The sequence below is a fragment of the Chryseobacterium shigense genome, assembly GCF_900156575.1.
Lineage (GTDB): Bacteria > Bacteroidota > Bacteroidia > Flavobacteriales > Weeksellaceae > Chryseobacterium > Chryseobacterium shigense.
Map to the genome: position 1 here is coordinate 46,158 of NZ_FTNY01000005.1, position 26,602 is coordinate 72,759.

At 38.6% G+C, this 26,602-nt stretch carries 22 protein-coding genes; 10 read left to right on the plus strand and 12 right to left on the minus strand.

Annotated features, from left to right (window positions below; all coding sequences use genetic code 11):
• Window positions 1–31: 31 nt before the first annotated feature.
• The 6 genes from BW964_RS17335 to BW964_RS17360 form a co-directional block, all read right to left on the minus strand.
• A complete protein-coding gene (locus tag BW964_RS17335; protein WP_076509469.1) occupies window positions 32–2,149 on the minus strand; it encodes a TonB-dependent receptor in 2,118 nt (705 codons plus the stop codon).
• Complete coding sequence (locus BW964_RS17340) at window positions 2,149–3,345, minus strand: PepSY-associated TM helix domain-containing protein (protein WP_076509080.1); 1,197 nt, start codon at window positions 3,343–3,345, stop codon at window positions 2,149–2,151. The genes BW964_RS17335 and BW964_RS17340 overlap by 1 nt, the downstream gene beginning before the upstream one ends.
• Window positions 3,346–3,385: 40 nt before the next feature.
• Complete coding sequence (locus BW964_RS17345; RefSeq protein ID WP_076509081.1) at window positions 3,386–5,551, minus strand: TonB-dependent siderophore receptor; 2,166 nt, start codon at window positions 5,549–5,551, stop codon at window positions 3,386–3,388.
• 152 nt (window positions 5,552–5,703) lie between these two features.
• A complete protein-coding gene (gene secA, locus BW964_RS17350; RefSeq protein ID WP_076509083.1) occupies window positions 5,704–8,778 on the minus strand; it encodes a preprotein translocase subunit SecA in 3,075 nt (1,024 codons plus the stop codon).
• A gap of 125 nt (window positions 8,779–8,903) precedes the next feature.
• On the minus strand, window positions 8,904–9,125 hold the full coding sequence (locus tag BW964_RS17355; RefSeq protein WP_002662059.1) for a DUF2795 domain-containing protein: 222 nt from the start codon (window positions 9,123–9,125) through the stop codon (window positions 8,904–8,906).
• 142 nt (window positions 9,126–9,267) lie between these two features.
• Window positions 9,268–10,290 (minus strand): GDP-mannose 4,6-dehydratase, encoded by a 1,023-nt coding sequence (locus BW964_RS17360; protein ID WP_076509084.1) that lies wholly within the window; start codon window positions 10,288–10,290, stop codon window positions 9,268–9,270.
• Window positions 10,291–10,376: 86 nt separating this feature from the next.
• Between BW964_RS17360 and BW964_RS17365 the strand changes: the two genes are divergently transcribed.
• Together BW964_RS17365 and BW964_RS17370 are read left to right on the plus strand one after the other, a co-directional pair.
• On the plus strand, window positions 10,377–11,174 hold the full coding sequence (locus BW964_RS17365) for a DUF2797 domain-containing protein (protein ID WP_076509086.1): 798 nt from the start codon (window positions 10,377–10,379) through the stop codon (window positions 11,172–11,174).
• A gap of 38 nt (window positions 11,175–11,212) precedes the next feature.
• Window positions 11,213–13,867 (plus strand): hypothetical protein, encoded by a 2,655-nt coding sequence (locus BW964_RS17370; protein WP_076509087.1) that lies wholly within the window; start codon window positions 11,213–11,215, stop codon window positions 13,865–13,867.
• 37 nt (window positions 13,868–13,904) lie between these two features.
• Here the strand turns inward: BW964_RS17370 and BW964_RS17375 are convergent, their stop codons facing one another.
• Complete coding sequence (locus BW964_RS17375; RefSeq protein ID WP_076509089.1) at window positions 13,905–14,255, minus strand: hypothetical protein; 351 nt, start codon at window positions 14,253–14,255, stop codon at window positions 13,905–13,907.
• A 173-nt stretch (window positions 14,256–14,428) separates the two neighbouring features.
• Between BW964_RS17375 and BW964_RS17380 the strand changes: the two genes are divergently transcribed.
• Together BW964_RS17380 and BW964_RS17385 are read left to right on the plus strand one after the other, a co-directional pair.
• A complete protein-coding gene (locus BW964_RS17380; RefSeq protein ID WP_034724644.1) occupies window positions 14,429–14,623 on the plus strand; it encodes a hypothetical protein in 195 nt (64 codons plus the stop codon).
• Window positions 14,624–14,748: 125 nt separating this feature from the next.
• Complete coding sequence (locus BW964_RS17385; RefSeq protein WP_076509090.1) at window positions 14,749–15,804, plus strand: PA0069 family radical SAM protein; 1,056 nt, start codon at window positions 14,749–14,751, stop codon at window positions 15,802–15,804.
• Between the two features lie 151 nt (window positions 15,805–15,955).
• Here BW964_RS17385 and BW964_RS22585 read toward each other — a convergent pair whose 3' ends face one another.
• Complete coding sequence (locus BW964_RS22585) at window positions 15,956–16,114, minus strand: bacteriocin-like protein (protein WP_165789224.1); 159 nt, start codon at window positions 16,112–16,114, stop codon at window positions 15,956–15,958.
• A gap of 656 nt (window positions 16,115–16,770) precedes the next feature.
• Here BW964_RS22585 and BW964_RS17390 point away from each other — a divergent pair.
• Entirely contained in the window at window positions 16,771–17,043 is a 273-nt protein-coding gene (locus BW964_RS17390; RefSeq protein ID WP_076509092.1) for a bacteriocin-like protein, read from the plus strand.
• A gap of 268 nt (window positions 17,044–17,311) precedes the next feature.
• Here the strand turns inward: BW964_RS17390 and BW964_RS17395 are convergent, their stop codons facing one another.
• Window positions 17,312–18,262 (minus strand): isopenicillin N synthase family dioxygenase, encoded by a 951-nt coding sequence (locus tag BW964_RS17395; protein WP_076509093.1) that lies wholly within the window; start codon window positions 18,260–18,262, stop codon window positions 17,312–17,314.
• 86 nt (window positions 18,263–18,348) lie between these two features.
• Between BW964_RS17395 and menD the strand changes: the two genes are divergently transcribed.
• Entirely contained in the window at window positions 18,349–20,025 is a 1,677-nt protein-coding gene (menD, locus tag BW964_RS17400; protein ID WP_076509095.1) for a 2-succinyl-5-enolpyruvyl-6-hydroxy-3-cyclohexene-1-carboxylic-acid synthase, read from the plus strand.
• On the opposite strand, the gene BW964_RS17405 is transcribed toward menD, so the two are convergent.
• Complete coding sequence (locus BW964_RS17405; protein WP_076509096.1) at window positions 20,022–20,648, minus strand: aminotransferase class IV; 627 nt, start codon at window positions 20,646–20,648, stop codon at window positions 20,022–20,024. The genes menD and BW964_RS17405 overlap by 4 nt on opposite strands.
• Entirely contained in the window at window positions 20,632–21,609 is a 978-nt protein-coding gene (locus BW964_RS17410) for an aminodeoxychorismate synthase component I (protein ID WP_076509098.1), read from the minus strand. Before BW964_RS17410 ends, BW964_RS17405 begins: the two co-directional genes overlap by 17 nt.
• Window positions 21,610–21,656: 47 nt before the next feature.
• Here BW964_RS17410 and BW964_RS17415 point away from each other — a divergent pair, with 47 nt between their 5' ends.
• From BW964_RS17415 to BW964_RS17430, 4 genes are all read left to right on the plus strand, one after another.
• Entirely contained in the window at window positions 21,657–22,376 is a 720-nt protein-coding gene (locus BW964_RS17415) for a hypothetical protein (RefSeq protein ID WP_076509100.1), read from the plus strand.
• 72 nt (window positions 22,377–22,448) lie between these two features.
• Window positions 22,449–23,186 carry a beta-carotene 15,15'-monooxygenase gene (locus BW964_RS17420; RefSeq protein ID WP_076509102.1) on the plus strand — a complete coding sequence of 246 codons (738 nt, stop codon included), beginning with the start codon at window positions 22,449–22,451 and terminating at the stop codon, window positions 23,184–23,186.
• A gap of 9 nt (window positions 23,187–23,195) precedes the next feature.
• Complete coding sequence (locus tag BW964_RS17425) at window positions 23,196–24,287, plus strand: AI-2E family transporter (protein ID WP_076509103.1); 1,092 nt, start codon at window positions 23,196–23,198, stop codon at window positions 24,285–24,287.
• A gap of 2 nt (window positions 24,288–24,289) precedes the next feature.
• Entirely contained in the window at window positions 24,290–24,517 is a 228-nt protein-coding gene (locus tag BW964_RS17430) for a DUF3820 family protein (RefSeq protein ID WP_076509105.1), read from the plus strand.
• A gap of 76 nt (window positions 24,518–24,593) precedes the next feature.
• Here the strand turns inward: BW964_RS17430 and uvrB are convergent, their stop codons facing one another.
• Complete coding sequence (uvrB, locus tag BW964_RS17435; RefSeq protein WP_076509107.1) at window positions 24,594–26,585, minus strand: excinuclease ABC subunit UvrB; 1,992 nt, start codon at window positions 26,583–26,585, stop codon at window positions 24,594–24,596.
• Between the last annotated feature and the right edge of the window lie 17 nt (window positions 26,586–26,602).

Consider the following 26,602-nt stretch of genomic DNA (forward strand, 5'->3'; position numbering starts at 1 on the left):
AAAGATAGGTTTTACTTTTTATTTAGATTAATTAAAATTTATATTCAAGCATCAGGGTGCCTCTTCTTCCTAATGAATTCACGAATTCGCTGTCACGGGCAGACCACCATGCAATCGCAGGTTGATACAGTCTGTTAAATACATTTTCAACACCTGCTGATACCTTCCAGTTTTTACTGACTTCAAAGCTTGCTTTACAATTGAAGACGGTATAATCAGGAACGTAACCTTCTCCGTAGGCGAATAATCCGGTCTTTGCATTAGGCTGAAATCTGTCCTGCTCAAAAGCGTGAAGCATATCAGCCCCGAGAGATAAAGAAGGTATTGGTTTTACCTGAAGGTAGGCCAGTACTTTAGGGGCAGAAATCCGGCTGTTATTGATCCTGGCTGAATAATCTCCGTCGTCTTTGATAGAAGTAATGCCTTCCATCCAACTGTAGCTTCCTCCGAAGTTGATCCATTGGGCAGGCTTAAAATGTAAGAATCCTTCCACACCGTAAACAATTTCCGGAGATCTCTGTATCGTTAATGCTCTGTCCGGGCTCTGTACAAATGAAGCGCCCAGTTTTGACGTACTCACATAAGAAGTAATCTCATAGTTGATCCATTTTGAAATCTGTCCCGTTGCCCCGAATTCGTAGTTGTTCACAATGATCGGTTTGGTTTCAAGATTCTGAATGGTTCCTTCTGTAGAGGTTCGCAGGATTCTTCCTAATTCATTGATAGAGTAGGACTGTGAGAAGCTTCCGAACAGATTGATGAAAGGCTCAATATTGTAGCGTAGCCCTAAATTGGCTACCAGTGCATTGTATTTTAAATCTCCACCGGTCACAAAAATACTTTTGGTAAAGGTTCCGTCACTTTTAACGGTAGAAAGCGTATTAAAATCTCCAACCTTCACACGCATATTTTCGTAACGGAGTCCTCCTTTGATGGTTAATTTTTTTAATAAATCAACTTTAACCAAAACGAAAGGGGCCAAGTTGGTCATATTCATGTCCGGTGTCCAGTAACGTCCGTCTTCCAGCTTCTGAACGGTCTGGTCATTAAGGATATCCATTCCGTACATCACTTCACCTTGTGAATCTTTAGCAGACCAAAGTTGGGTGTCAAAGTTGAATCTCGCTCCGTATTTTTTGGAAATGACATTGGACTGTCCTCCTCCGAAGAAAGTGTCGCTGTATCCGTATACAGTCCTGAAATCCTGCATGTAAGCATTGAAATTCAATGACGTAGTTCCACCGAAAAGGTTCTGGTGGTCATAGTTGACCCTGAAATTATGGTTTCTCGGGGTTCCCTGAGGGGTGGTTTCAAGATTTTTTCCTACGCCTTCCCCGATGGTTGGGGTAATCCCGTATTTTCCCGTTCTTAGTCCTAAGTTAAGGTCAGATTTAGAGGCATATCCGATGTAGGAGGCTTCCACCCTCTGGTCTTTATTGATATTGTAACCTACTTTAAGCATCCCGTTGTAGTTGTCCATTTTTGCGGGGCTGTAGGTTGGAGTAAGATTTACGCCGTCTGCATCTTTCATGTAGCCTGTTCTTTCGTAGGCGAGAGAGAAGACATAATCAAATTTATTCACCTTTCCGGATAAGAGCTGGCTGGCCCTTACTCCAAGAGTTCCGCCATACGTTTGGCCTGTAAACCCTACCTGGGTAAGCCCGGAAATATTTTTATCGGATTTGCTTCTTCTCGTGATATAATTGATGATCCCACCATCTGCACCGTTTCCGTAGATGGAAGATGCTCCCTTGATCACTTCAATTCTTTCAATCACTGAAGGATCGATAGATCTTAGATCTCTGGCTCCGTTTCTGAGTGGAGTAGACTGGGGAATTCCGTCAATAAGGACAAGAACCTGGCGGCCTCTCAAGGTTTGTCCTGTATTGGACGTTTGTCCGGAGTTCGTTCCTAAACTGGGAACGGTATATTGAAGAATGCTGGTAATATCTGAATTGACGGTCAGCTGAGACTGGATCTGCTTTTCTGCAACAATCGTTACGGAGCTTGGTATTTCTTTAATATTTTCTTTTTTTCTGGAAGCAGTCATCACGACTTCATCCACGCTGTTGGTCTGCAGGCTGTCTTTAACTTGTGCAAAAACGGCAACCGAACCTAAGCATGCAGCTGATATAAGCGCTTTTTTCATTATATTTTCTTTCCTTGTTTTTTTTGTTTCCCCCACCATACCAGAAATCCTGTCACCGGAAGTGAAGTACAGATGAGTCCGGTAATGAACCATAGAATTTTACCAAACAGTCCGAAATAGGATCCGGTGTGGATGTCATAGTTGGCGTTGGCATATTTTTCGGCGTTGCTCAGTTTCTGATGAGGTTGATCAGCCAGCAGTTTTCCTGAGTACTTGTCAAAGGCCAATGTATTTCTTTCACTGAATCGTCCTTCTTCGCCATAGACCGTAACCGGAATATTTTTCAGCTCTTTCCCTTTTTTGTTTTTTCCGTTCAATGGAATTCTGAAACTGGAAGAGGTAGGATATAGTTTTCTGGTTTGCTCAGCTGTAAGGTCATAGACAGAAGCGTTTTTCACCATCAGCGAATCAGGAGATTTAATTTCCTTGTCTTTAGGCTGTTCCAAAGATCCTGAAAGGGCAAGATTGAATGTGTTTTTCACATACGGATACGCAAAATAAATTCCTGTAATGCTGATGAGTAAAGCGAAAAACGAGGCATAAAAGCCTAATATATTATGAAGATCATAGTTTTTTCGTTTCCAGGTCTTCACATTTTCCCAGCTGAACCAGAAGCGTCCTCTTCTTGCTTTTTTGTTCTTCGGCCACCATAATATAATTCCGGTGATCAGCATGAAGATAAACACCACAGTAGGAATTCCCACCACATATTTTCCCCATTCGGAGTTCAGAAGAAGACTCCAGTGGATGTATTTCAGAATATTGAAAAAATTATATTTCTCATTGTAAACAGCCAGAATTTTTCCGTTGTACTGATTGACATAAACGAGTTTATTGATTTTTACTTCTTCAAAATAATTCCAGCCCTTTTTATTTTTTTCGTAATAAGAAAAACGGTAGGATTTATTTTTATCCAAAGAGACTTCCAGGGCACTCAGCGGATACTTTTCATGGAGTTCCAGACTGACTTTTTCTTTAAGGACAGTAATTGACAATGGGGATGCTGAAGTTTCGTTTACATAGATGGCTTCTTTTCGGAGACTGTTCTGTATTTCGTCTTTAAAAACATACAAAGTTCCGGTAAGCGAAACAATAAAAACAATGATACCAACGGATAAACCCAACCACAAATGCAGTTTGGCAGACCATTTTTTCGTGAAAGAAACTTTCTTTTTATGGGGGTGCTTTTTCTTCATAGCAAAAAGTTAACCTCCGGAGAGGCTAACTTTTGATTATTTAAAATTTATATCCTATTGATAGTCTCCAGTTACGCGGAGCGTTATAGATCCATGCGTAAGAACCGTCATCTGATCTGTAACCGCTGTAAAGCTTTCTGTTCAGGACGTTGTTCAGTAATAGGTTAACATCGAATTTTTTGGCTACGTAAGAGATCCCGAAGTTGGTGTCAAAATAATCTTCCAGACTCTGGTCATATTTGGCGGTGGTTCCAAACCACGACTGTCTTCCTCCCTGATATTGGTATCCGGCCGAAATACCGAATCCTTTTAACTGACCATGCTCAAATCTGTAGCTTAACCAGGTGTTTTGTACGTTTTTGGCATTTCCGGGAGCAGCCGTTCCAATTCTTGAAAGATCTGTATCTTCTGTCACGATCGCATCGGTATATGCATAGTTTATGACAACATTTAACCCTCTTACGATTTCACCTTTGATATCTGCTTCAAATCCTCTTGCTCTTTGTTCACCAATGGCCAGTTTGAATGGATAATTAAAGGTGATATTATCAGGATTAAGTACACCGTGTTCTTTGTCGTCTACACTTATGTTTTTTCTTTTAATTTCATAAACAGCGAAAGTAGAGTTCCATTTGCCGTTGAACCAGTCTTTTTTCAATCCAAATTCTATATTTTGCCCTTTTAATGGAGCCGGAATATTGGTGTTGGTATAACTTGCTACTGACTGAGGAACAAATGTTTTATCAAAAACTCCATACACTGAAAGATCATCCTTAATAGAGTAACTGGCACCAGCTCTTGGTGTAAATTCTCCCGCTTGATCAGGTTTTATCGGATCTAAATTAGGATATCCCGAGAATGTTGTCCCGCTTGTATATCTTCCTGCCAGTGTAATACGGAGCTTATTGTTAAGCATTTCTATTTGATCCTGAGCATAATAAGAGGTGTATTTTACTCCCTGATCATTATAGTAATTAGCATTTCGGTTTAGATAATAAGCACTTTCAGGAGGCAATGTACCAGGATTTACACCATAAATAATATTGTGGACATCAATAGATCCTCCATCACCTAAATAAGAGAAATCAGCCTGGTATTTTCTATTTCCATAATCGAATCCGGCAATGATTTTATGAGTAATATTTCCTGTTTGTAGACTTCCTCTAACGTAGGTCTGGAATATATTGTTTTTTCCAAGAGCCTGCCAGTTGCTTAAAGATCTGCTTAAAATATTGGGATCTGAACCATAGAAACCGCCCCACCATGAGCCACCGTCATAATTCATATCCATGTAGGCATATTGTGTGCTCCAAATCCAGTCTTTGAATAACTTCTGATCTAAGCTTAAAAATAAACTCTGATCTTTCACTTCTGTTTTTTTGAAGTTAGGATCATTAAAATTAGTATGAACATTGAGTGACGCATAGCCGTCATTAGACATCAGGTAGGCACCCGGCTGATTGAATTTTAAATACTGATAATTGTATTGGGCAGTGAACGTAGTTGTTTTTGTTGGTCTGAATGTAATAGATGGAGCAATGATAATTTTGCTTGTCTTATCATTTTCCGACCATGATTTGTTGGAGCTTCCCATTAAGTTTAAACGGTAGTCCAGAACACCGTCTTTCACGATAACCCCGTCAAGATCTGCTTCTCCTCTGAAAAGGTTGTAACTTCCTGTTGTGAATCTTACGCTGTTGGCGAATTTTCCAGTGGGTTTTTTCGTTACTACATTATAAAATCCTGCTGGATCACCCATAGATCCCATGAATCCTGCGGGTCCTTTTACAAATTCTATTCTATCGATAATGGATGCGTCCGGGTTGATGGGTCCCCAGGTAGAAGAGACGTTCATTCCGTTCATATATGTAGCAATACTTGCTCCTCTCATGAAAACGTTGGAATAAACATTGTCCCAGTGTTCTACTTTTCTGGCTCCGCTGACGTTACGGACAATTCCTTCAGACATATTTAATGTAATCTGGTCATTCAAAACCTGACCACTGATAGACTGTACATTCTGTGGAAGCTCAATAAGAGGAGTCTGTAGCCTTAACGATCCCGAGACCTCATTCAGTTTATATTTTTGATAATATCGTCCGTTGACAACAACTTCCTCGATGTCATTCGATTTAATGGTGTCTTTTTTCTGAGACAAGACCAGCATAGAACCCAACATTGAGGCACAGATCAGTACATTTTTCATGAAAGTCAAATTTTTTGCAAATATATTGTTTTTAATTGTTCTAAATAAATAACAGAATTGATATTTATCATGAATTATTAGGCGCTGAATAACAAAACCCCGCATCAGACGGTGCTGATGCGGGGTTTTTATGAGATTTTATTATAGATTTCTTAAGCCGGAATTTCTCCTTTGTATAAGAAAGAAATAATTTCTTTGTTCATTTTATCAACCATTTCGCTGAATAAGTGGAATGATTCCTGTTTGTAAATTACCAATGGATCTTTCTGTTCGTAAACAGCACCTTGAGAAGATCTTCTCAGGTCATCCATTTCACGAAGGTGAAGTTTCCAGTTTTCATCGATGATGGATAAAGTAATATTCTTTTCAAAATCATTGATCAGACTTTCACACTGAGTATCATAAGCTTCCTTAAGGTCAGCCACAATCGTCATGGTTTTGTGTCCGTCTGTGAAAGGAACCTGAATCATTTTAAACATTGATCCTTGATTCTGATAAACGTTCTCAATGATAGGGAATGATTTTTCTTTCAATAAGTTCAGTTTCATTCTGTAATCTTCCTGAGCTGCTTTGAACACAAGATCCGTTAATTCAGGAATCTGCTTGCTCTTGAAGTCATTTTCAGAAACCGGAGATTCCATAGTGAAGAACTTAATGATATCGAATTCGAAATCTTTATAGTTTCCTGTAGCCTTTCCTTTCGTAACGATGGAGTTGGAAACATCAAAGATCATATTCGTAATGTCATACTTCAGGTGATCCCCAAAAAGAGCATTCTTTCTTCTCTTATAGATCACATCACGCTGCTTGTTCATGACGTCATCATACTCAAGAAGTCTCTTTCTGATCCCGAAGTTGTTTTCTTCTACTTTTTTCTGAGCTCTTTCGATCGACTTGCTGATCATAGAGTGCTGAATCACCTCGCCTTCCTTATGGCCCATTCTGTCCATCATTTTCGCGATTCTTTCAGAACCGAACAAACGCATCAGATTATCTTCAAGAGAGACATAGAACTGAGAGCTTCCAGGATCTCCCTGACGTCCCGCTCTACCTCTTAACTGTCTGTCTACACGTCTTGAATCGTGTCTTTCTGTACCGATAATGGCTAAACCTCCCGCTTCTTTTACTTCTTTGGAAAGCTTGATATCCGTACCACGACCTGCCATGTTCGTTGCAATCGTTACAACTCCCGGCTGTCCTGCTCCGGCAACGATTTCCGCTTCCTTTTTGTGAAGCTTTGCGTTCAATACCTGGTGAGGAATTTTTCTTAGCTGAAGGGCTTTAGAAAGCAATTGAGAAATTTCTACAGAAGTTGTACCTACCAGTACAGGTCTTTTAGCGGCTGTTAATTTTTCAATTTCTTCAATGACAGCGTTATATTTTTCACGGTTAGTTTTGAAAACCAAATCCTGTTTGTCATGTCTTAAAATAGGACGGTTCGTAGGAATGACTACAACATCCAGTTTGTAGATCTCCCAAAGTTCTCCCGCCTCTGTTTCAGCAGTACCTGTCATCCCCGCAAGTTTGTTGTACATACGGAAATAATTCTGAAGCGTTACTGTTGCAAAGGTTTGCGTAGCAGCTTCAATTTTTACGTTTTCTTTAGCTTCAATCGCCTGGTGAAGACCGTCTGAATAACGTCTTCCTTCCATGATACGACCCGTCTGCTCATCAACGATTTTTACTTCACCGTCTATTACCACATACTCATCATCTTTTTCGAATAGAGTATAAGCTTTCAATAGCTGGCTCATTGTGTGTACACGCTCAGACTTTTCAGCGAAGTCAGAGAAAAGTTTTTCTTTAGCTTCGAATTCTTCTTCTTTAGATAGGTTTTTTGCCTCAACTTCAGCAATTTCTGTTCCGATATCCGGAAGAACGAAGAAGTTGTTGTCAGAATTCCCCTGAGACATATATTCTACTCCTTTATCGGTAAGATCTACCTGATTGTTTTTCTCTTCAATAACGAAGTAAAGGTCTTTATCTACGATCGGCATGTCACGGTTGTTGTCCTGCATATACTGCGCTTCAACTTTCTGAAGCAAGGCTCTGTTTCCGCTTTCCGATAAGAATTTGATTAATTGTCTGTTTTTAGGAAGACCTCTGTAGGCCTGAAGCAATTTGAATCCTCCTTCTTTGGTGTTTCCTGCAGCGATTAATTTTTTCGCTTCATTAAAGATTGCAGAAACTGTTTTCTTCTGAACTTCCACGATTCTGTCGATAGAAGGCTTAAGAACATCAAATTCCTGTCTGTCTCCCTGAGGAACCGGACCGGAAATAATGAGGGGTGTTCTGGCATCATCTACCAATACAGAGTCAACTTCATCCACGATTGCAAAGTTTAATTCTCTTTGTACCAATTCTGAAGGGGAGGTTACCATATTATCTCTCAGATAATCGAACCCGAATTCGTTGTTTGTTCCGTAAGTAATATCTGAGTTGTAGGCTTTTCTTCTTCCGTCTGAGTTCGGCTGGTGATTATCGATACAATCGATAGACATTCCGTGGAACTGATAAAGAGGTCCCATCCAAGCGGAGTCTCTTTTGGCAAGGTAGTCGTTCACCGTTACTACGTGAACTCCTCTTTCTGTAAGTGAATTCAGATAAATTGGTAATGTTCCTACCAATGTTTTACCTTCACCCGTTGCCATTTCGGTGATTTTTCCGCTGTGAAGAATAACCCCTCCGATAAACTGAACATCATAATGGACCATATCCCAAACGACAGGCGTTCCGGCTGCGTCCCAAGAGTTTTTCCAGATTGCGTTGTCTCCCTGAATTTCTACAAAATCTTTACCCGCAGCGACCAATTGTCTGTCCCAGTCAGTGGCTTTAGTGCTGATTTGTCCGTTCTGCGCCCATCTTCTTGCTGTTTCTTTTACCAGGGCAAAAGCTTCAGGAAGGATTTGGCCAAGAACTTTCTCTTCAATTTCGTAGGATTCTTTTTTAAGAGTCTCAATCTTTGTGAAAAGAGCTTCTTTTTCATCAACGTTCGTTGAATTCTTGATCTGCTCCTGTACTTGTTCTATTTGAGCTGTGATTTTGCTGGTTGCAGATTTGATATTTTCTTTAAACTCAGCAGTTTTCTCTCTCAAACCATCATCAGACAATTGCTGAATATTTGGTTCAACAGCTTTGATTTTTGTTACAACTTTTTTTACTTCTTTTAGGTCCTGCGCTTTTTTGTCTCCCAAAAACCCTTTAAGAACTTTGTTTAAAAAACTCATAAATTTTTTGCTTTATGCTTAAAGTAATATGCTTTAAGCGTTGTATTGATACGCTTATCGTGTGAATTATATATAAAAAAAGGGCAAATAAGCTCTAAGCTACTGCTTAAAGCTTATTGCTTTAATTAATATTCGTCTTCGTTCCAAAGGAAATCCTCGTCGGTAGGATAATCGCTCCATACCTCTTCGATAGATTCATAGATCTCTCCTTCGTCCTCGATAGCCTGAAGGTTTTCTACAACTTCCATTGGTGCACCAGTTCTGATTGCATAGTCAATAAGTTCTGCTTTTGTCATCGGCCAAGGCGCGTCACTTAAATAGGAGGCTAGTTCTAATGTCCAGTACATAATTTTCTAATTTTTTTGCAAAAGTATAAAATTAGCTTATATTATACGCTTTTTTATACTTGATTTTCAATTCTTTTTGATTAATTTTTGTTCATTGTCCGTCATAGACTGCATTACAGCTGCACCGGAAACTTATATGATGTCATTTTCTCAAAAACCATTCCACAAATTTTTTTATGCCATTTTGGAAGTCGGTGTCTGGTTGGTAGCCTATTAATGTCTTCGCTTTTGTGATATCTGCATTGGTTTTCAGGACATCTCCCGGCTGCATTGGCAGAATTTTCCTCGTGGCAGGAATTTTCAGAGTATTTTCAAGGGTCGCCAGCATTTCAGATAAAGTCACCACTTCGCTTTCCCCAAGGTTGATAATTTCATAAACACCGGCATGAGCCTCCAAATAAAGAATAGATTTCGTTATACCGTCGATAATATCATCAATATAAGTATAATCTCTGGCCGTATTTCCATCACCGTAGAACGGGATTTCCCCACCTTCCGAGATCAGTCTGGTAAACTTGTGAATGGCAAGGTCCGGTCTTTGTCTGGGACCATATACCGTGAAAAAGCGTAAATGGATCATATCGATATGATACAGGTTGTGGTAAACATGTCCTAAAATTTCACCACTTCTTTTTGTTGCTGCATAAGGCGAAATAGGATGATCTACATTATCTGTTTCAGCAAATGGGATCTTTTCATTATTGCCGTAAACACTTGATGAAGAGGCGCATATAAATTTATTGATATTGAATTCTTTACAGAGCTCCCAAAGATTCATGGTGCCGCGGACATTGACTTCCTCATATTCCAAAGGTCTTTCAATGGAAGGGCGTACCCCTGCAAGCGCTGCAAGATGGATAACAAGGTCTATATCGTGACTTTTAAAAATATTTTCAAGGCCTTTTTTATCACGGATATCCTGATAATACAGCTGATAATGGTCTGACCGGGAAATGTCAGTTAAATAGCTGATGTCGGTCTCTTTGTCCGAAAACTTAAAATCCGGATTTTGATCAATAGACTGTAAAGTATTTTTAATTTTTATCTGATAATTGTAGAAATCATCAAAATTGTCAACGTTTATGACAGAATGTCCATTTCTTAATAATTTTTCTATTAAATGGGAACCTATAAACCCGCTTCCTCCAGTTACAAGATAAGTCATTTGTGATTTTTTAATGCTGTAAAAATATAAATTTACTTTTTGAAAATATAATCATTAAATTTACTTAAAAAAGTAATATAAATAGTATGCAGTTTCAAGGGCAAATTTTAAAAATGACAAGCTTCGACGCACAGCCGATCCAATATTATCTGAATCTTTCAGGAGATCTTATCCATATGAATGAGCTTTTCGGAAAAGAATTACGGATAAAACATGTGGGGTTTCAGTGTGTGAACTGCGGAGAAGATAAAACTATTTATAGAATGGGGTTCTGCAAAAGCTGTTTCTTCGAAAGCCCGTATGCGAGCGATACGATCATTCGTCCCGAGCTTTCAACAGCGCATCTGGGAGTGGGTGAACGCGATCTGGAAGTGGAAAAGCAGATCCAGTTGCAGCCTCACACCGTATATCTTGCCTATACAGGTGATGTCAAAGTAGGTGTGACAAGAAATACCCAGATCCCTACAAGATGGATTGATCAGGGAGCTACTTTTGCGTTGCCGATTGCCAGAACAGAGAACCGCTATGAGGCAGGAATGATAGAAGTTGCTTTGAAAGAACACCTTCCGGATAAAACGAACTGGAGAAAAATGCTTCAGGATGATTTTGAAGGAGAGATGGATCTTGCTGATTTTCAACAAAAGATCAGACAGTATTTCCCTGAGGATTTTCAGAAATTCTATAGTGAAGGAGAAGATCTATGGAGATTCGATTACCCTTTTGAAAAGCCGGAAAAAGTAACCTCATTCACATTAGATAAAAAACCTGAATTCACCGGAAAACTTGCAGGCATTAAAGGACAGTACCTGAGCTTTCAGGGAGGCGATTTTATTAATGTCAGAGGGCATGAAGGCTATGTGATCGAGCTGGAGATTAAAAATTAATTTCCTTATATTCAAACAACTACCACCAAATCTCAAATATGAAAAAATGGGTCAAAAAGTTATTAATAAGCCTGGGAATTCTGCTGCTCATTCTTCTTGCCGCGAATTTCGGTTTGAACATATGGCTTAAAACCCAGCTTCCTGATTATATCAAGAACAATACAGATTACAAAGTTTCCTATAAAACACTGGATGTAGATCTGGGTTCGGGAAATATTTTTGCGGCAGGAATTACCGTAAACAGCAAAGATCCTCAAAATACTAATGTTATTGGTCTTCAGGGAACAATTGACACCTTGAAAATCAGTCGTTTTGGGATTTATGATGCTATTTTTAATAAAAGAATCAGCTCATCAGATCTTCTGTTGGCTAAACCGAATCTAAATATTAGTCTCGCGAAACCTGTCGACCGGAAAACCGGGAAAAAGCGAAGTCCTTTTCTTTTTGAAAACATCAGAATTAATAAAGGAACAATCAATATTTTCAAATACACCAAGCAGAAATTTTTGTCTGTTCAGCAACTGGATCTGTTTGTAGAAAATCTGCAAATGACTGAGGAGTCAGTAGAAGATAAGCTTCCTGTGGTTTTTGATCGTTATGATATTAAAGGAAAGAATTTTTTCTTCCGTCCGAATGAGGTGTATGCCATCACGATCAGCACCATCACGACTTCAGATGGTCAGATGTCGGTCGGGAATTTTCGGCTGATACCGCTTTTGTCTTTCAATCTGTTTAAAAGATTTTATCCTCAAAAATCAAAACTATTTGAGGTTTCCATTCCAAAAATGGATTTTAAAGACATGATTTTAGCTAAAAATAAAATTTCGCTGGCCAATGCTGATTTTCAAAATCCGGTTCTTAGCATTTATAATACAGGTGCACCACCTAAAAAAGCAGAGAAAAAGCTGAATTTTGAAATTAATTTAGAAGATATAAAGCTTACGAATGCTTCAATATTGATTAATCAACCAGACGGAAACAGGCTGCTTTCCGGAAAAGCAATCAATGTAAAAGTCAACCAACTGAAGTTTGATAAAGTGACCGCAGAAGAGGTCGTTCCTGTAGGGTATAAAGATTTTCATTTTTCGGGAAGGGATATACAATATTCAAATCATCAGAATTTTTCTGTTGAAAGTATTGCATTAAACCCTAAAAGCGGCGAAATCAGAAATATGATCTTGTCTCCCGGATCTCCGGATGCAGGAAAAGGATCGATGGATCTGAAAACCGGACATATTGCCTTTAATATCAATAAGCTGGAATTTATAGATAAGAAACTTAATCTGGACCTTAAAGATGTGCTTGTTGAAAATGTAAATGGAACCATTAAGGCAGGCGGGAATAAGCCTGAAAAGAATCCCGGCCGGAGCATTATAAATTCCGTCATCGTTCGAAAAATATCGCTTAAAAATTCTGATATTGTTTATGATAAAGAAAAGCAGCCATTAGCGTTTCATGATTTGAATGCGACAGTTAACACCATTGAAATTGCGCCTAAGCCTAATAACCAGGGGCTTTCTTTCAAAGTAAAGGACTATTTCCTGACCACTCGGAACTTCGCGTACAGGACTAAGTTTTATAATCTGAGCGCCGGACTTTTAAAACTGAACAAAAATAAGATCCAGGTTAATAATTTTATCATGAAACCTCTCGTTTCGAGAGCCCAGTTTATCAAAATGATACCCGTTGAGCAGGACTTGTATGATATCAAAGTTTCCCAGATCGCAGCAGACGGACATTGGGAGCTGTTTTCAGATCGGAAATCGATCAATGCTTCCCATGTGACAGTTCTGGGTGCGGACGCCAATATTTTCAGAAGTAAAATCCCAAATGATGATCCGAAAATAAAGCCACTGTATTCAAAGTTGCTCCGTTCCATAAAGATACCTTTGACGGTGAATAATCTGGATCTGAAAAACTCCATCCTGGTCTATGAAGAAGATACACCACAAAGTGCCGGCCCCGGAAAGCTTACTTTCGCTAATTTTAATATGAACGTTAAAAACCTGAATTCTGCTAAAGCAAAAGGGAAACCCACCCAGGTGGATATCAGGATCAACTGCTCTTTTATGAATCTGGCGCCACTTTCTGTAAACTGGAATTTCGATGTGGCAGATCACAATGACCGTTTTTCAATTTCCGGAAAGACATCGAATCTCCCAGCAAGCGGTATTAATCCATTTATCAGACCCTACTTGCATGTAACGGCTACTTCCGGAACGATTCAGGAAATGCTCTTTAACTTCAAAGGGAATCCTGCCGGGTTGCATGGAACATTTAATCTGAAACATAAAGATCTTAAAATTGCCGTCTTAAATAAGAATAATCATGAAAAGAAAGGGGTTTTAACGGCTGTAGCCAATCTTTTTATCAGATCGAACTCTGGCAAATTTCCTGAAGCCGTAGAGGTGGACAATGTTGAACGGGATCCTACAAAATCATTCTTTAATCTTTTCTGGAAAGGAATTGAGCAGGGATTGAAGAAAACCCTGATCGGAAAGAGTGTGGATAAAACTGAAAAAACGGTTAAGAAAGCGGTCACTTCGGTAAAAGAAGTAAAGAAATCTGTAAAAGAACTGAAACAGGAGATCAAAGCGAAGAAGGAAGAGCCCAGGCCGCAGGAAGAGAAAAAAGAAAAGAAAGGCTTTCTAAAGAATGTATTCAGGAAAAAAGAAAATCCCGAAGCTGAATAGTTTCGGGATGTATATTGATCTTCTCATGGAAGCAGGGTCAGAAATTAAATTCGTCGCTCTCCTGAACGGGAATGTCTCTTAAAAATTCATCAAATTTTTCACCCGGATAGTTGCTATCCGCTCCATAAGAATCTATGATCATTCCGCGGTTTCCGGCATTGTCTTTCACTACATACAATACGGCATTGTCGTCCGGATTGCTGTCGCCTTCAAAACGGTAGGTTTTTAAAATGGTAAGGTCAGAAGGCTGATAAACGGTCTCTGAATTTTCAAATTTCATTTCGCAGTTTTCATTCATTCTGAATTCCCGGTGTATTCCTCGGTCTGCGAGGGTATTCATGACCTGACTTAAGGTGGTCATTCTATCGTTGTAATCAGAATTGTCCATAATATTATTTTTTAAAGTTACTACAATAATTAAACCATTAATCTGCTAAATTTAATTAAAAAAGCAATTATATATTTCATGGAAATAAAGTTTAATGTTAACAAAATTTATAATTTGAAACAGAAAAATAGGTATGCTTTTTGCAGTAACGAGATTAATAAATCGGACAAAATATGAAAAAAGAAGTTGGCGTTTTACTGGCAGGAGGTGTTGGTCTTTTGGCAGTATTAGGTTTTATTGGATTAAAAAAAATACTGACTAAAAAAGATAAAAAATATAGTGATACCTATTCGGACTATCACAGACATTTTGATGACAAAAACCACGAAGATGAATATCATGGCGTGGAATTTTATGCACTGAAGTAGTAAAAGAATATATTTTAATTATGTTGAAATCCGGCTCCTTTTTAAAGGGATCGGATTTTTTTGTGGATAACTTTAACGTTAAAACTCATGATTTTATAAAAAATCCATTCTAATTTTACATCATCATGCAAAACGGTAATTTTATCAAAGGACAGGGGGCGCAGCGGAACGTGATCAATCGTTTCGACAAGTATACCTATGAGCCTGATGATGAAGATTTCGAAGCGGTAAAAACTGTATATACTGAAGTTTTCCCTAAAACCATTGTCAATCAGGTAAAAAGTGAAGATCTGCCTATGGAGTATTCTATGAATCCATACCAGGGTTGTGAACACGGATGCTCCTATTGTTTTGCAAGACCTACCCACGAATATTGGGGCTATAGTGCCGGAATTGATTTTGAAAGACAAATCATGGTCAAAAAAAATGCTCCGGAATTACTGGATAAATTTTTTCAGAAAAAAGGCTATAAGCCGGCGCCTATTCTGCTCTCGGGAAATACAGACTGCTATCAGCCTGCGGAAAGACAGTTTGAGATCACCAGAAAGTTACTTCAGGTGTGTCTGGATTACAGACATCCGGTCAATATTCTTACAAAAAATGCACTCGTGCTGAGAGATTTGGATATTTTAAAACCAATGGCGGAGCAAAATCTTGTTTCTGTATCTTTAAGTATTCCTACTATTAATGAAGAACTCAGACGGAAAATGGAACCGCGCACCAGCTCGGCACCGAATAAATTGAAAGCAATAGAAGTTCTTACGGAGAATAAAATTCCGGTGCACGTCATGGTTGCTCCGGTCATACCTGGATTGAACAGTGATGAACCTTTAAATATTTTAAAAGCAGTTTCAGATGCCGGGGCTTTAAGTTTCGGGTATACTCTGGTACGACTGAACGACACGGTAGAACCGGTTTTTGTACAATGGATTGAGTCCCATTTTCCGGACAGGGCGCAAAAGGTTTTGAATCTTATCCGTTCCATGCGGGGCGGAAAACTGGGGGATAAGAGATATTTTGAGCGACAGCAGGGTGAGGGAAATATTGCAGAAATGATCCATAATACCTTTAAGATCGGGAGAAAGAAATTTTTCGAAGGTAAAACGTTTCCCAAATTATCAACAGCCAATTTTACAGGAGCAAAAGATCAGCAGCTGAGACTGTTTGATGAACTGGAATGAAAAAGATTGCAGCCTTTTTTTTCAACCGCAACGTAATTTCTAGAGGAATGGGCTTTAAGGCTATCTAGTCTGTCAAAAAATTCAAAGGCTTTAACTTAAATCTGATTAAAAACAAAAAACCGTTTCTTTTGAAGCGGTTTTGAAGTCATTTTTAAATAGGATCTTCAGGACAGATGAATTCATACAGGCATAGTTCCCGATACGTAAGTCCATTGCTGCATAGGTAAAAACAATAGCCCGGGAACGGGTGACTCTCTCCTCCGGAGATCATTTTCAACTGGTCTCTGTCTAGTTTTTTCGAATTTTTCATGTTATTTTGAAATTTGGTATTCGATAAAGGTAGTTAAAATAGCAGTAAGTCAATCATCGTAGAATTATTTTTTAACAGTAATGATTTGACAAATTTTACGAAGAGGCTGTTGAGGGACAATCAAAAAGAATAAACTAATGGGCTATGGTTGAGAAAGATTTGCAAAATGAAGATGCAGCACTCTTTTGTTTATAAACTCAAAAAACCGCTCCGGGAGGGAACGGTTTTCTTATTCGGTCTGATTTTCAATCTTACATAGTGTTGTCCGGGCATTTGAAATCGTCACTGCAGGTAGCACAAACTACGGTGCCGTTACAGTAATACATGCAGAATTCTGGTTCCGGAAGTTTAATTCCTCCTGCTCCTGAAATGCTTTTTAACTGGCCTTTGTCTAGTTTTTTTTAGATTTTTCATATTGTTTTAATTAAAAATTTGATAGTATGGTAAATATAATTAAAATATACTTATCCGAAATGAAATAGGATAATTTTTTATATTAAATATTTTCTCACAGATGAATGGTCTATTATAAATGTTTTTTAATAGGACATAAAATGGGTTAAAGCTTTGATTGTTAATGAAAAATAATTAATTTTAAATCAAACAAAGCGCCATCCGAAAAGCTGGCAGAGTAGGAAACCCAAAAACAAAAAACCATGAAAAATCTAAAAAGACTTTCCAGAAAAGACCAAAAGAACATTTCTGCAGGAGATCTTACCCCTTATTTCTGTTTTGAAGGTGAAGGGCCGGGTACAGGAGGCTGCCCGGCAGGAGAGATCTGTTCAGGAGGCAAATGTGTACCTTATGCAGGTCCCGGAACCGGTGGAGGTGGTGGAACCGGCGGTGGCGATACCTATACGTGTATTTGCCCCTGGGGTACTTTTACACAGACAACTCCATGTCCTGAATTTTATTGTATTACAGGATAAAACCAATGAAAAGGACAGAACGGAAAGGTCTGAGAGGATCAAGAAATTGTTTTGAAATAAAAGATATCTTTGAAGACTCTTGCGAAGATTGGATAGTATGAATATGGATGCTCAGGTTTAGCAGCTATGGTTTACCCTGTGAGCTGATACTCTGTGGGTTTGGCTTCTAATCATCTGCGGATATAAAGACAAAAGTCAATAATTAATCTGAAAGGAACAACCACGAGGTTGATAACCAAGATACAGATCAATTATTGACTTTTTTATATTACTTTTTGATAAGACCTAATTCAATAAGTCTTTCATGTAAAAATTCTCCTGCAGTAGTATCTTCATACAGCTTCGGACTGTTTTCGTCGATACAGTTTTCAAGAGCATTAAGTGACATGCTGCTTACCGGGTGCATAAAGAAAGGGATTGAATATCTTGACGTTCCCCACAATTCTCTTGGCGGATTAACCACCCTGTGAATCGTAGATTTCAGTTTGTTATTCGTATGTCTCGATAACATATCGCCCACATTGATCATTAGTTCATCCTGTTCTGCAATAGCATCGATCCATTCCCCTTTATGGTTTTGAACCTGTAGTCCTTTTCCCTGAGATCCCATCAAAAGAGTGATCAGATTGATGTCTCCATGAGCTGCCGCTCTTACCGCATCATCCGGCTCCTGAGTGATGGGCGGATAGTGGATAGGTCTTAAAATAGAGTTTCCTTCTGCGATTTTATCATCAAAATAAAATTCGTCCAAACCAAGATACAATGCCAAAGCTCTTAAAACATATTTTCCTGTTTTTTCAAGCATCTGGTAAGTTTCTTTACCTACCTCATTGAATTTTGGAAGTTCGTCAACGATTACGTTATCGGGATATTCCTGTTTGTATTTGGAATCATCAGACACATACTGTCCGAAATGCCAAAATTCTTTCAGGTCTCCTTTTTTGAAACCTTTTGCAGTTTCTTTACCGAATCCTACATACCCTCTCTGGCCTCCAATTCCGGGAATCTCATACTTTTGTTTCGTTTCCGTTGGAAGTTCAAAAAAGTTTTTCACCTCTCCATACAAGCCTTCTACTAATTGGTCGTCAAGAAAATGGCCTTTTAAGGCAACAAAACCAATTTCTTCGTAAGCTTTTCCGATTTCATTTACAAATTTCTGTTTGCGTTCCGGGTTGTCCGAAAGGAAATCACGCAGGTCTACACTAGGTATTTTATCCATTTTTAGAAATTTAACGTGGTGCAAAATTACATCTTTTTTGAATTAAATGTTTTTACAATTAAGTATTTATAAGTTAAATTTGCTGTATGAAAAAATATTCTTCAAAGAGAAGTATTCAGATACTTGCCCATCTCCTTCAGCAGTACGGAATTTCAGATGTCATCATTTCCCCGGGATCCAGAAATGCCCCTTTGGCCATTCATTTTTCAGAAATTGATGCGTTCAACTGTTACAGTATTGTAGATGAGAGAAGTGCTGCTTTTGTAGGAATAGGTATGGCCAAGAGTGAGAAAAAACCGGTAGCAGTAACGTGTACCAGCGGTTCTGCGGTGGCCAATTACTACCCTGCAGTCACAGAAGCTTTTTACCAGAATGTTCCGCTTTTGATCCTGACTGCCGACCGTCCTACAGATTTTGTAGATATTTTCGATGGGCAAACGATCAGGCAGAAGGATATTTTTCACCAGCATTCTTACGGTGACTTCCAGCTTGTGGAAGACAGTAAAGAACATGCAGAAGATATTAATTTTGACATTATTAAGAAAGCAATCGAGCTCTGTTTTGAAAAACAGGGACCTGTACACATCAATATTCCTTTGGAAGAGCCTTTATATGATCTGGTTTCAGAACTTCCTTCTTTCCCTACCGTTGAAAAAACCATCAGGCATAAGGAATATGAGGTTCCTTCCAACTTAATTGCAGACTGGCATACCTCTCAAAGAATCATGATCTTGGTGGGAACCAGAGATTACAGCCCGGAGTTGGAAAACCAATTGACCCAGCTGGTAAAAAATCACTCTGTTGTTGTATTGAGTGAAGCAAACTCCAATCTGTATCACGAAAAGTTCTTCAGGCATATTGACCGCTATATCTTTAATTTTACAGAAGAAGACTATAAAACGTATGCTCCGGACCTTCTGATTACAGTAGGCCAGAATGTTGTTTCCAAGAAAGTGAAACAGTTTCTGAGAAATGCCCGCCCGAAGCAGCACTGGCATCTGGATGAAGTATGGCAGCCGGACACGTATTTCTCCCTGACGGAAAAAATAGAGGTGAGACCTGAGGTTTTCTTTTCTAAACTTTTAAAATTTATCAATCTTGAACCAAGGCCTTATTTTAACCTTTGGGATGTTTTGAGGGATAAAAAAGATGCCAAACACGAGCTTTTCCTCAACAAAGCAGAATTTTCAGATTTTTATTTCTTCAATAAAGCTTCTCAAACGATTCCTCAAAATTATAATATCCATTTCAGCAATTCCTCAGCAATCAGATATGCGCAGCTTTTTGATTTCGGAAAAAGGAAGATGTACTGTAACCGGGGAACGAGTGGTATAGACGGTTCTACTTCTACAGCGATGGGTTTTGCCATCAAAAATGCCAACCCAACACTGCTTATTACTGGAGATTTAGGATTTTTCTATGATATCAACGGACTTTGGAATCAATATATTCCACCGTTTGTAAGAATCATCATTTTCAATAATGGGGAGGGAAATATCTTTAAGATTATTCCGGGACCAGGAAATGCCAACCCAAATACGTTAGATGAGTTTATAGCCACAAAGCATCGCAAACACGCAGAGCATCTGGCGAAACATTTTGGCTTCTCCTATATCAAAGTGGAAGACGAGCCTACGCTGGACAGGGTATTAGAGAACTTCTTCAAGCCTGATCTGCAGCCAAAGATCCTGGAAGTGAACACCTACGGTAAAAACAGCGCAGATGTTCAGAAAGCCTACTTTGAATTTCTGAAAGGGAACTAATATTCCAGATATTCTTCATTTCCCGGCAGATTGTTAATCTTGTCGATAGGATAAATAAACATATCGTCAAAGTCATTCAGGGCATTAATCAGTTGAAAATGAGAGAACTGTTTAATGTTCTGAAGCGTGACTTCAGTTTCTTTTATTTTCTTGTGCTTCAGGAGGTTCTGTCTCTGTACTCCATTCAGAAGATAGGTAGTTGGCGTAAACCAATCCTTACCTTTCAGGAATAGAATATTAGAGAAAGAGGTATCTGTGATATGATTGTTTTTGATAATAATGATTTCCTCAGCTTTGGATTTCATTTTCATTTTCTCCAGTTCTTTACGGTCCTCAAACTTGAAAGAATAATCGAAGCTGTTGTTTTCAACCAGTTGAAAGCTTTGTATCTCTGGGATAGCATAGGGAATCATCTGGGTGCGGATTCTTTTATCAAGATCATACGAAAGTCTCAGTTTGAACAAACCGTCTTCGTCATGTTCAAGATTTTTGAAGATCTTACCCAGATCGATAGAACCCTCTTTTCCAAAATGGGCAAACGTTTGGTTAACACGTTTTTGATGTAGTTCCAAAAGGAAAATATCCTGATCTTCTACCTTGATGCTTTCAATGAATTGGGACATAGATTTTGTTTTTCATTTCCTGATATTCGTCTTCTAACTTGCTCATGTGTGTTATACCGCCACCACTCTTGAAATAAAGGCGATCTCCTTCTTTCTCAATATAGCGTATGATAACGCAGCTGTCCAGGTTTTTACCATCAAACCAGCCACTTATTCCAGTATAATATCCTCGGTCGTATCCTTCTGCTTCTAAGATTATTTCCAGCGTTTTAGACTTTGGGGCTCCGAGAATCGATCCAGCAGGAAGCAGTTTTTTCATCATGCTTCCGATCTTTCCTTCAAACTCAGGTTTGATGCTTCCTGAAATTTCAGAACTCATAGCATACAAATCCTTTTGTTGTGTTCTGATGAGTTCTATATGCTGGAACTGGTCAACTTTCACATCGTCTGCGACCATGCTGAGATCATTTCTCAGAAGATCTACTACGGTGTAATGCTCTGCCTTTTCTTTTCTGTCGTTTTTCAAAACTTCAGCCGCATTTTCCAACGAAGCATCGATGGTGCCTTTCATTGGATATGTCAAAATTTTGCCATCAATAATCTTTACAAAAGTTTCAGGAGAAAAAAATACAAAAAAATCTTCACAAAACACTTTGTACTTTGCAATTGAGTGATAAAAAATTTCTTCGAGGCTTAAATTCGTCCGAACCTCCGTCTTTCTGGTATAATTGACCAGATAAGAATTTCCCAGACGGATATTTTTCTGAACTTTGTCAAAGCCTTTTTTAAAGCTTTCCAGGGTTTCAGGAAATGCCGTCCATTCAATTTTTTTATGGAGACCGTGTTTCTGTGTCGTGTTTGAAAAGTTTTGAAAATCAATTAATAAGCCTGATTTTTTAATTTCATCTTCTCGGTAGACGTTTACATTTTCCGAAAGGAAATCGATCATGAAAAAGTAGGGAACCTTCTGAAGGGAAAGTTCGTCCATTTCCAGAAATTTTTGATGATTCATTGAAAACATCCTGCAAAAATAATTAATGATGACTACTTTTGTGTAAAATTTTTTTGATGCAGACTAAATATCCTCAGAAACCGGGAATAGATTTTATATTGAAGCAGGCTTTTTTCTATTGGAATAAGACGCTTTTCTTTCAATTGGTATTTTCAATCTTTTATTTTGGAATCTTTTTTTCGGTGCTTTTCTTCTTAGACGGAAGATATGGAGTGCTGACCCAGTATTTAGAAACCGCTAAAAATATTAACCAGGGGATGAATGCTTCGGAGCAGATTCTGAAGATGCAGTCCAATCCCGGGATCATCTATTTTTCCTGGGCTCTTATTGGAACTTTAGTGTTTCTTTTTCCACTGAATATAGGATTTTATAATATTTACAGGAAGATTGACCTGAAGGAAAAACTGGAATTGGGAGATTTGCTTGTAGGCTACAATGGACTTAATTTTTTCAAATACATAGGATATTATATTTTCTGGCTATTTGTCTATATCTATACGTCTCAGACGATTATATTAGGTGTCGTGTGGGTTTTTATTACCATTTTTGTGGCACCGCTGATGTTTTTCACAAACAAAAGGATTTTTGAAGCCATTCCTTTAAACTTTCAGGCCCTCAGAAGGTACTTTCTTGAAATACTGGTCTGCGTTATAGTGGCTGTTTTCTTTAAATACATTGGTTTTATGTTGTTCTTTGTAGGGGGGCTGTTTACGTTTCCTTTTTGGAATGCCATGGTTTACTCTCTTTATAAAACCATTTTCTCGGAAAAAAGTTAAATTTTAAAAAAGTTTAATATGTTTTTCTGCCAAAAAAAGTTAATTTTGAGGAAAATCATTAAATATTAAACTATGTCAGAATTTAACGAATTCGACCAGCAGGGGTCTGTTCCAAACAAAGATACGGGATCTATCATTTCGCATTCTTTTGAAATGTATAAAGGAGTCTTCTTATACGGTATTGTAGCAATGGTCATTTACATGATAGCAGGTTTTGCGATTCAGTTTGTGACCGGGTTCAATTCTGCTTCCATGATGGAGGAAATGAAAGATGCAGGAGGGGATTATTCTTCCTTTAGTTACTGGAATGTACCTGGATTTTCGCTGTACCTTTCATTGTCAGGTCTTTTAGGGGTCTTGGTTGCTCCACTCTATGTAGGGTTGATCTACATTGTTAATAAGTATAATACCAAAAGCCAGATTGATTTTGCGGATCTGTTTATTGGATATAAGCAGAATTTTGTAAATATTCTGATCTACAGTATTATTTCAGGGATTATTTCCAGTGTTGCCATGACTCTGTGTTTCTTCCCGTTCATTTTTGTTTACCCTTTCTTATTGTTGGGTTATCCTATCTTATTATTCGAAAATGCATCAGCTACCGAAGCATTAGGAAAGTCTTTCAACATTGCTAAAGAAAATTATGGAACGTTTCTTGGAGCAACAGTGGTAGGAGGGCTGATTTCTATTGCCGGAGTTGTTTTATGCGGTATCGGTATTATTGCAACAGCACCATTCATGATGATCGTTATGTATTCTGTGTACTGTGCATTTTTAGGAAAGCCAAGACAGATTGAATTTAAAAAATAAATAAAATAAATGATAAATAAGGATAAGCAGATAAGTAATGTTGCGATAAAACAGGTCGCGCTGATAGCTATCATTCTGGTTTTAACCGGATTGATCTGCTTTAACCTTGCGTTGTTTATACCATCGGTCCTTGGGGCAATCACTATTTACGTAGTCTGCAGAAGGTATAATTTCTATCTGCAGGAAGAGAAAAAGTGGAAACCTTGGCTCGCAGCACTGGTCCTCATGCTGGCAAGTCTTATCATTCTTATCCTTCCCGTTTATTTTATTGCGGATCTTTTGATTGAGAAACTTGGGAATGCCCAGGTTTATATGACTAAATTTAATGTGTTTCTGGATAAAATACATTCATATATTTACTCGAAAACCAATTTTGATATCCTCAGTAAAGAAAATATGGATAAAGTAAAAAGTTCTGCCGGAAAGGTCTCAACCTCTGCCGTTAGCGGAACTTTCAATACCCTTACGGTGGTGATGTCCATGTATTTTATTTTATATTTTATGCTGGCCAGTCCAAGACTGTTTGAGAGAATTCTGAGTTCTTCTGCACCATTGAAGAGAGCAAACATCTCTTTGATTGGCGAGAAGCTTAGAAAACTGATTATGGCCAACGCTATCGGAATTCCGGTTGTAGCATTAGGACAGGGAATTGTAGGGCTTATAGGGTATTTCATTTTTGGAGCACCCAGTCCGATTCTTCTTTTTGCCTTAACCGCTGCAGCGTCCATGATTCCCGTTGTTGGGGCGGCTATTATTTATGTTCCGGTCTGTGTCTTTATGATTGCAGAGGGTAATACCGGTCAGGGACTTGGTCTTGCTGCCTATTGTTTAATTGTGGTAGGTCTTACCGATAACCTGCTCCGTTTTACGCTTCTAAAAAAGCTGGAAAATATCCATCCGCTAAATACCGTATTCGGAATTATCATGGGGATGAATTTATTTGGTTTTATGGGGCTTATTTTCGGACCTATTCTGATCTCATTTACCTTACTGCTTGTCCAGATCTACAGAAATGAATTTTCTGATGAAGATACACCGCCTGAGCTTGAGTTACCCAATAGAGATAATGATCAGGAAAATAGAGTAGATTTAATTGTATAAAAGTGGAAGGAGTAAATTCAAACATATTAAAAGAGATTTGCATCGTCAAGATGCCTTTTGGAAAATATCAGGGAACGGTACTTGCCGACCTTCCGATAAGTTATCTGGAATGGTTTAACCGAAAGGGAATGCCTCCGGGAAAGCTGGGGATGAAGCTGGCAACCGTTTATGAAATTAAGCTGAATGGCTTGATGGAATTGCTGATCCCGATCAGGGCTTCTTTAAGGTAGAACTTCGTTTTTCGAAAAATATAAATTTAGGGGCGGCATCGAAGATGCCGCCCCTAAATTATTTTATATCAATTAATTATTCTTTCAGCGCTGCAATTTCATCCCTGAGTTTAGCCGCTTTTATAAAGTCAAGATTTTTAGCTGCCGCTTCCATCTCTTTTTGTTTCTGCCCGATAATTTTTTCGATGTCTTCACCTCCGTAGCTCGCTTTTGTTTCTGCTGCTTTCTGAAGAATCTCTTTTTGTGTATATTTTGGATCAGGGAAATCTTTGCTTCTTCCAACCAGATTTTCGGAGATCTTTTTATTTAAAGCTGTTGGAACCCTGTTGTTATCTTTGTTGTATTGAATCTGCTTTTCACGTCGATAGCTTGTTTCGTCTATCGTTGCCTGCATAGATTTTGTCATTTTATCGGCATACAAAATAGCTTTACCATTAAGGTTTCTTGCCGCACGTCCAACCGTCTGAATCATAGATCTTCTGCTTCTTAGCATTCCTTCTTTGTCAGCATCCAGGATCGCAACCAGGGAAACTTCCGGTAGATCCAGACCTTCTCTCAATAAATTGACCCCAATCAATACGTCAAACAGCCCCACACGTAAGTCATGCATAATCTGAATACGTTCCAGTGTTTCTACATCCGAGTGAATGTATCTTGTCCTGATTCCGAATTTCACAAAATATTTAGTCAGCTCTTCTGCCATTTTTTTGGTTAGAGTGGTCACAAGAACCCTTTCATCAACATCCGATCTTTTCTGGATCTCTTCCATTAAGTCATCGATCTGATTTAAACTCGGTCTTATCTCAATGACAGGATCCAAAAGTCCGGTCGGACGGATAATCTGTTCTATATAATCACCACCCGTTTTTTCCAGTTCATAATCAGCTGGCGTTGCAGAAACATAAATAACCTGATTCTGAATAGATTCATATTCTTCAAATTTCAAGGGTCGGTTGTCCATCGCTGCAGGAAGACGGAATCCATATTCTACCAAAGCTTCTTTCCTGCTTCTGTCGCCACCATACATTGCATGGACCTGAGGTACTGTAACGTGGCTTTCATCAATAACCATCAGATAATCCTTCGGGAAATAATCCAGTAAACAGAAAGGTCTTGATCCCGGTAACCTGCCATCTAAATAACGGGAATAATTTTCAATCCCGGAACAATATCCAAGTTCTTTGATCATTTCCAGATCGAGCTCAGTTCTTTCCTGTAGTCTTTTGGCCTCCAATGGTTTTCCTATTTCACTGAAAAAGTCGACCTGCTTTACCATGTCATCCTGAATATTTTTAATAGCTCCGTTCAACGTTTCTTTTGATGTCACAAAAAGATTGGCAGGATAAATCTGAATCTGATCAAAACTGGCAGTAACATTTCCCGAAACGGGATCAAAACTCTGAATTTTTTCAATCTCATCACCATAAAACTGAATTCTGACGGCATTATCTGCATAGGCAGGGAATACATCTATCACGTCTCCCTTTACTCTGAATGTACCTCGCTGAAAATCACTTAGCGTCCTTGAATACAATGCATTAACTAATGAATGAAGAAAGGCTGTTCTTGTTACTTTCTCCCCAATGGCAATAGATATCAATGACTTGTGAAACTCCGCAGGATTTCCCACACCATAGATACAGGATACTGACGCAACGATTAAAACGTCCCTCCTTCCGGAAAGTAAACTTGCAATAGCAGAAAGACGAAGTTTCTCAACTTCCTCATTGATACTCAGGTCTTTTTCAATATAGGTTCCCGTTGTTGCAATGTAGGCTTCCGGCTGATAATAGTCGTAATAACTTACAAAATATTCTACAGCATTGTCAGGAAAAAACTCTTTAAATTCCATGAAAAGCTGTGCTGCTAATGTTTTATTGTGGGCCATAACAATTGTTGGCCTTTGTACGTTTTGTACAACATTGGCAACGGTGAAAGTTTTCCCCGATCCCGTTACTCCCAGCAGAGTCTGATATTTTTCGCCAATTTCTATTCCTTTGGTAAGTTTTTCAATGGCTTGTGGCTGGTCGCCCGTAGGTTTATATTCTGATTGAAGATTGAAGTTCATTTGAAATGATGTATACA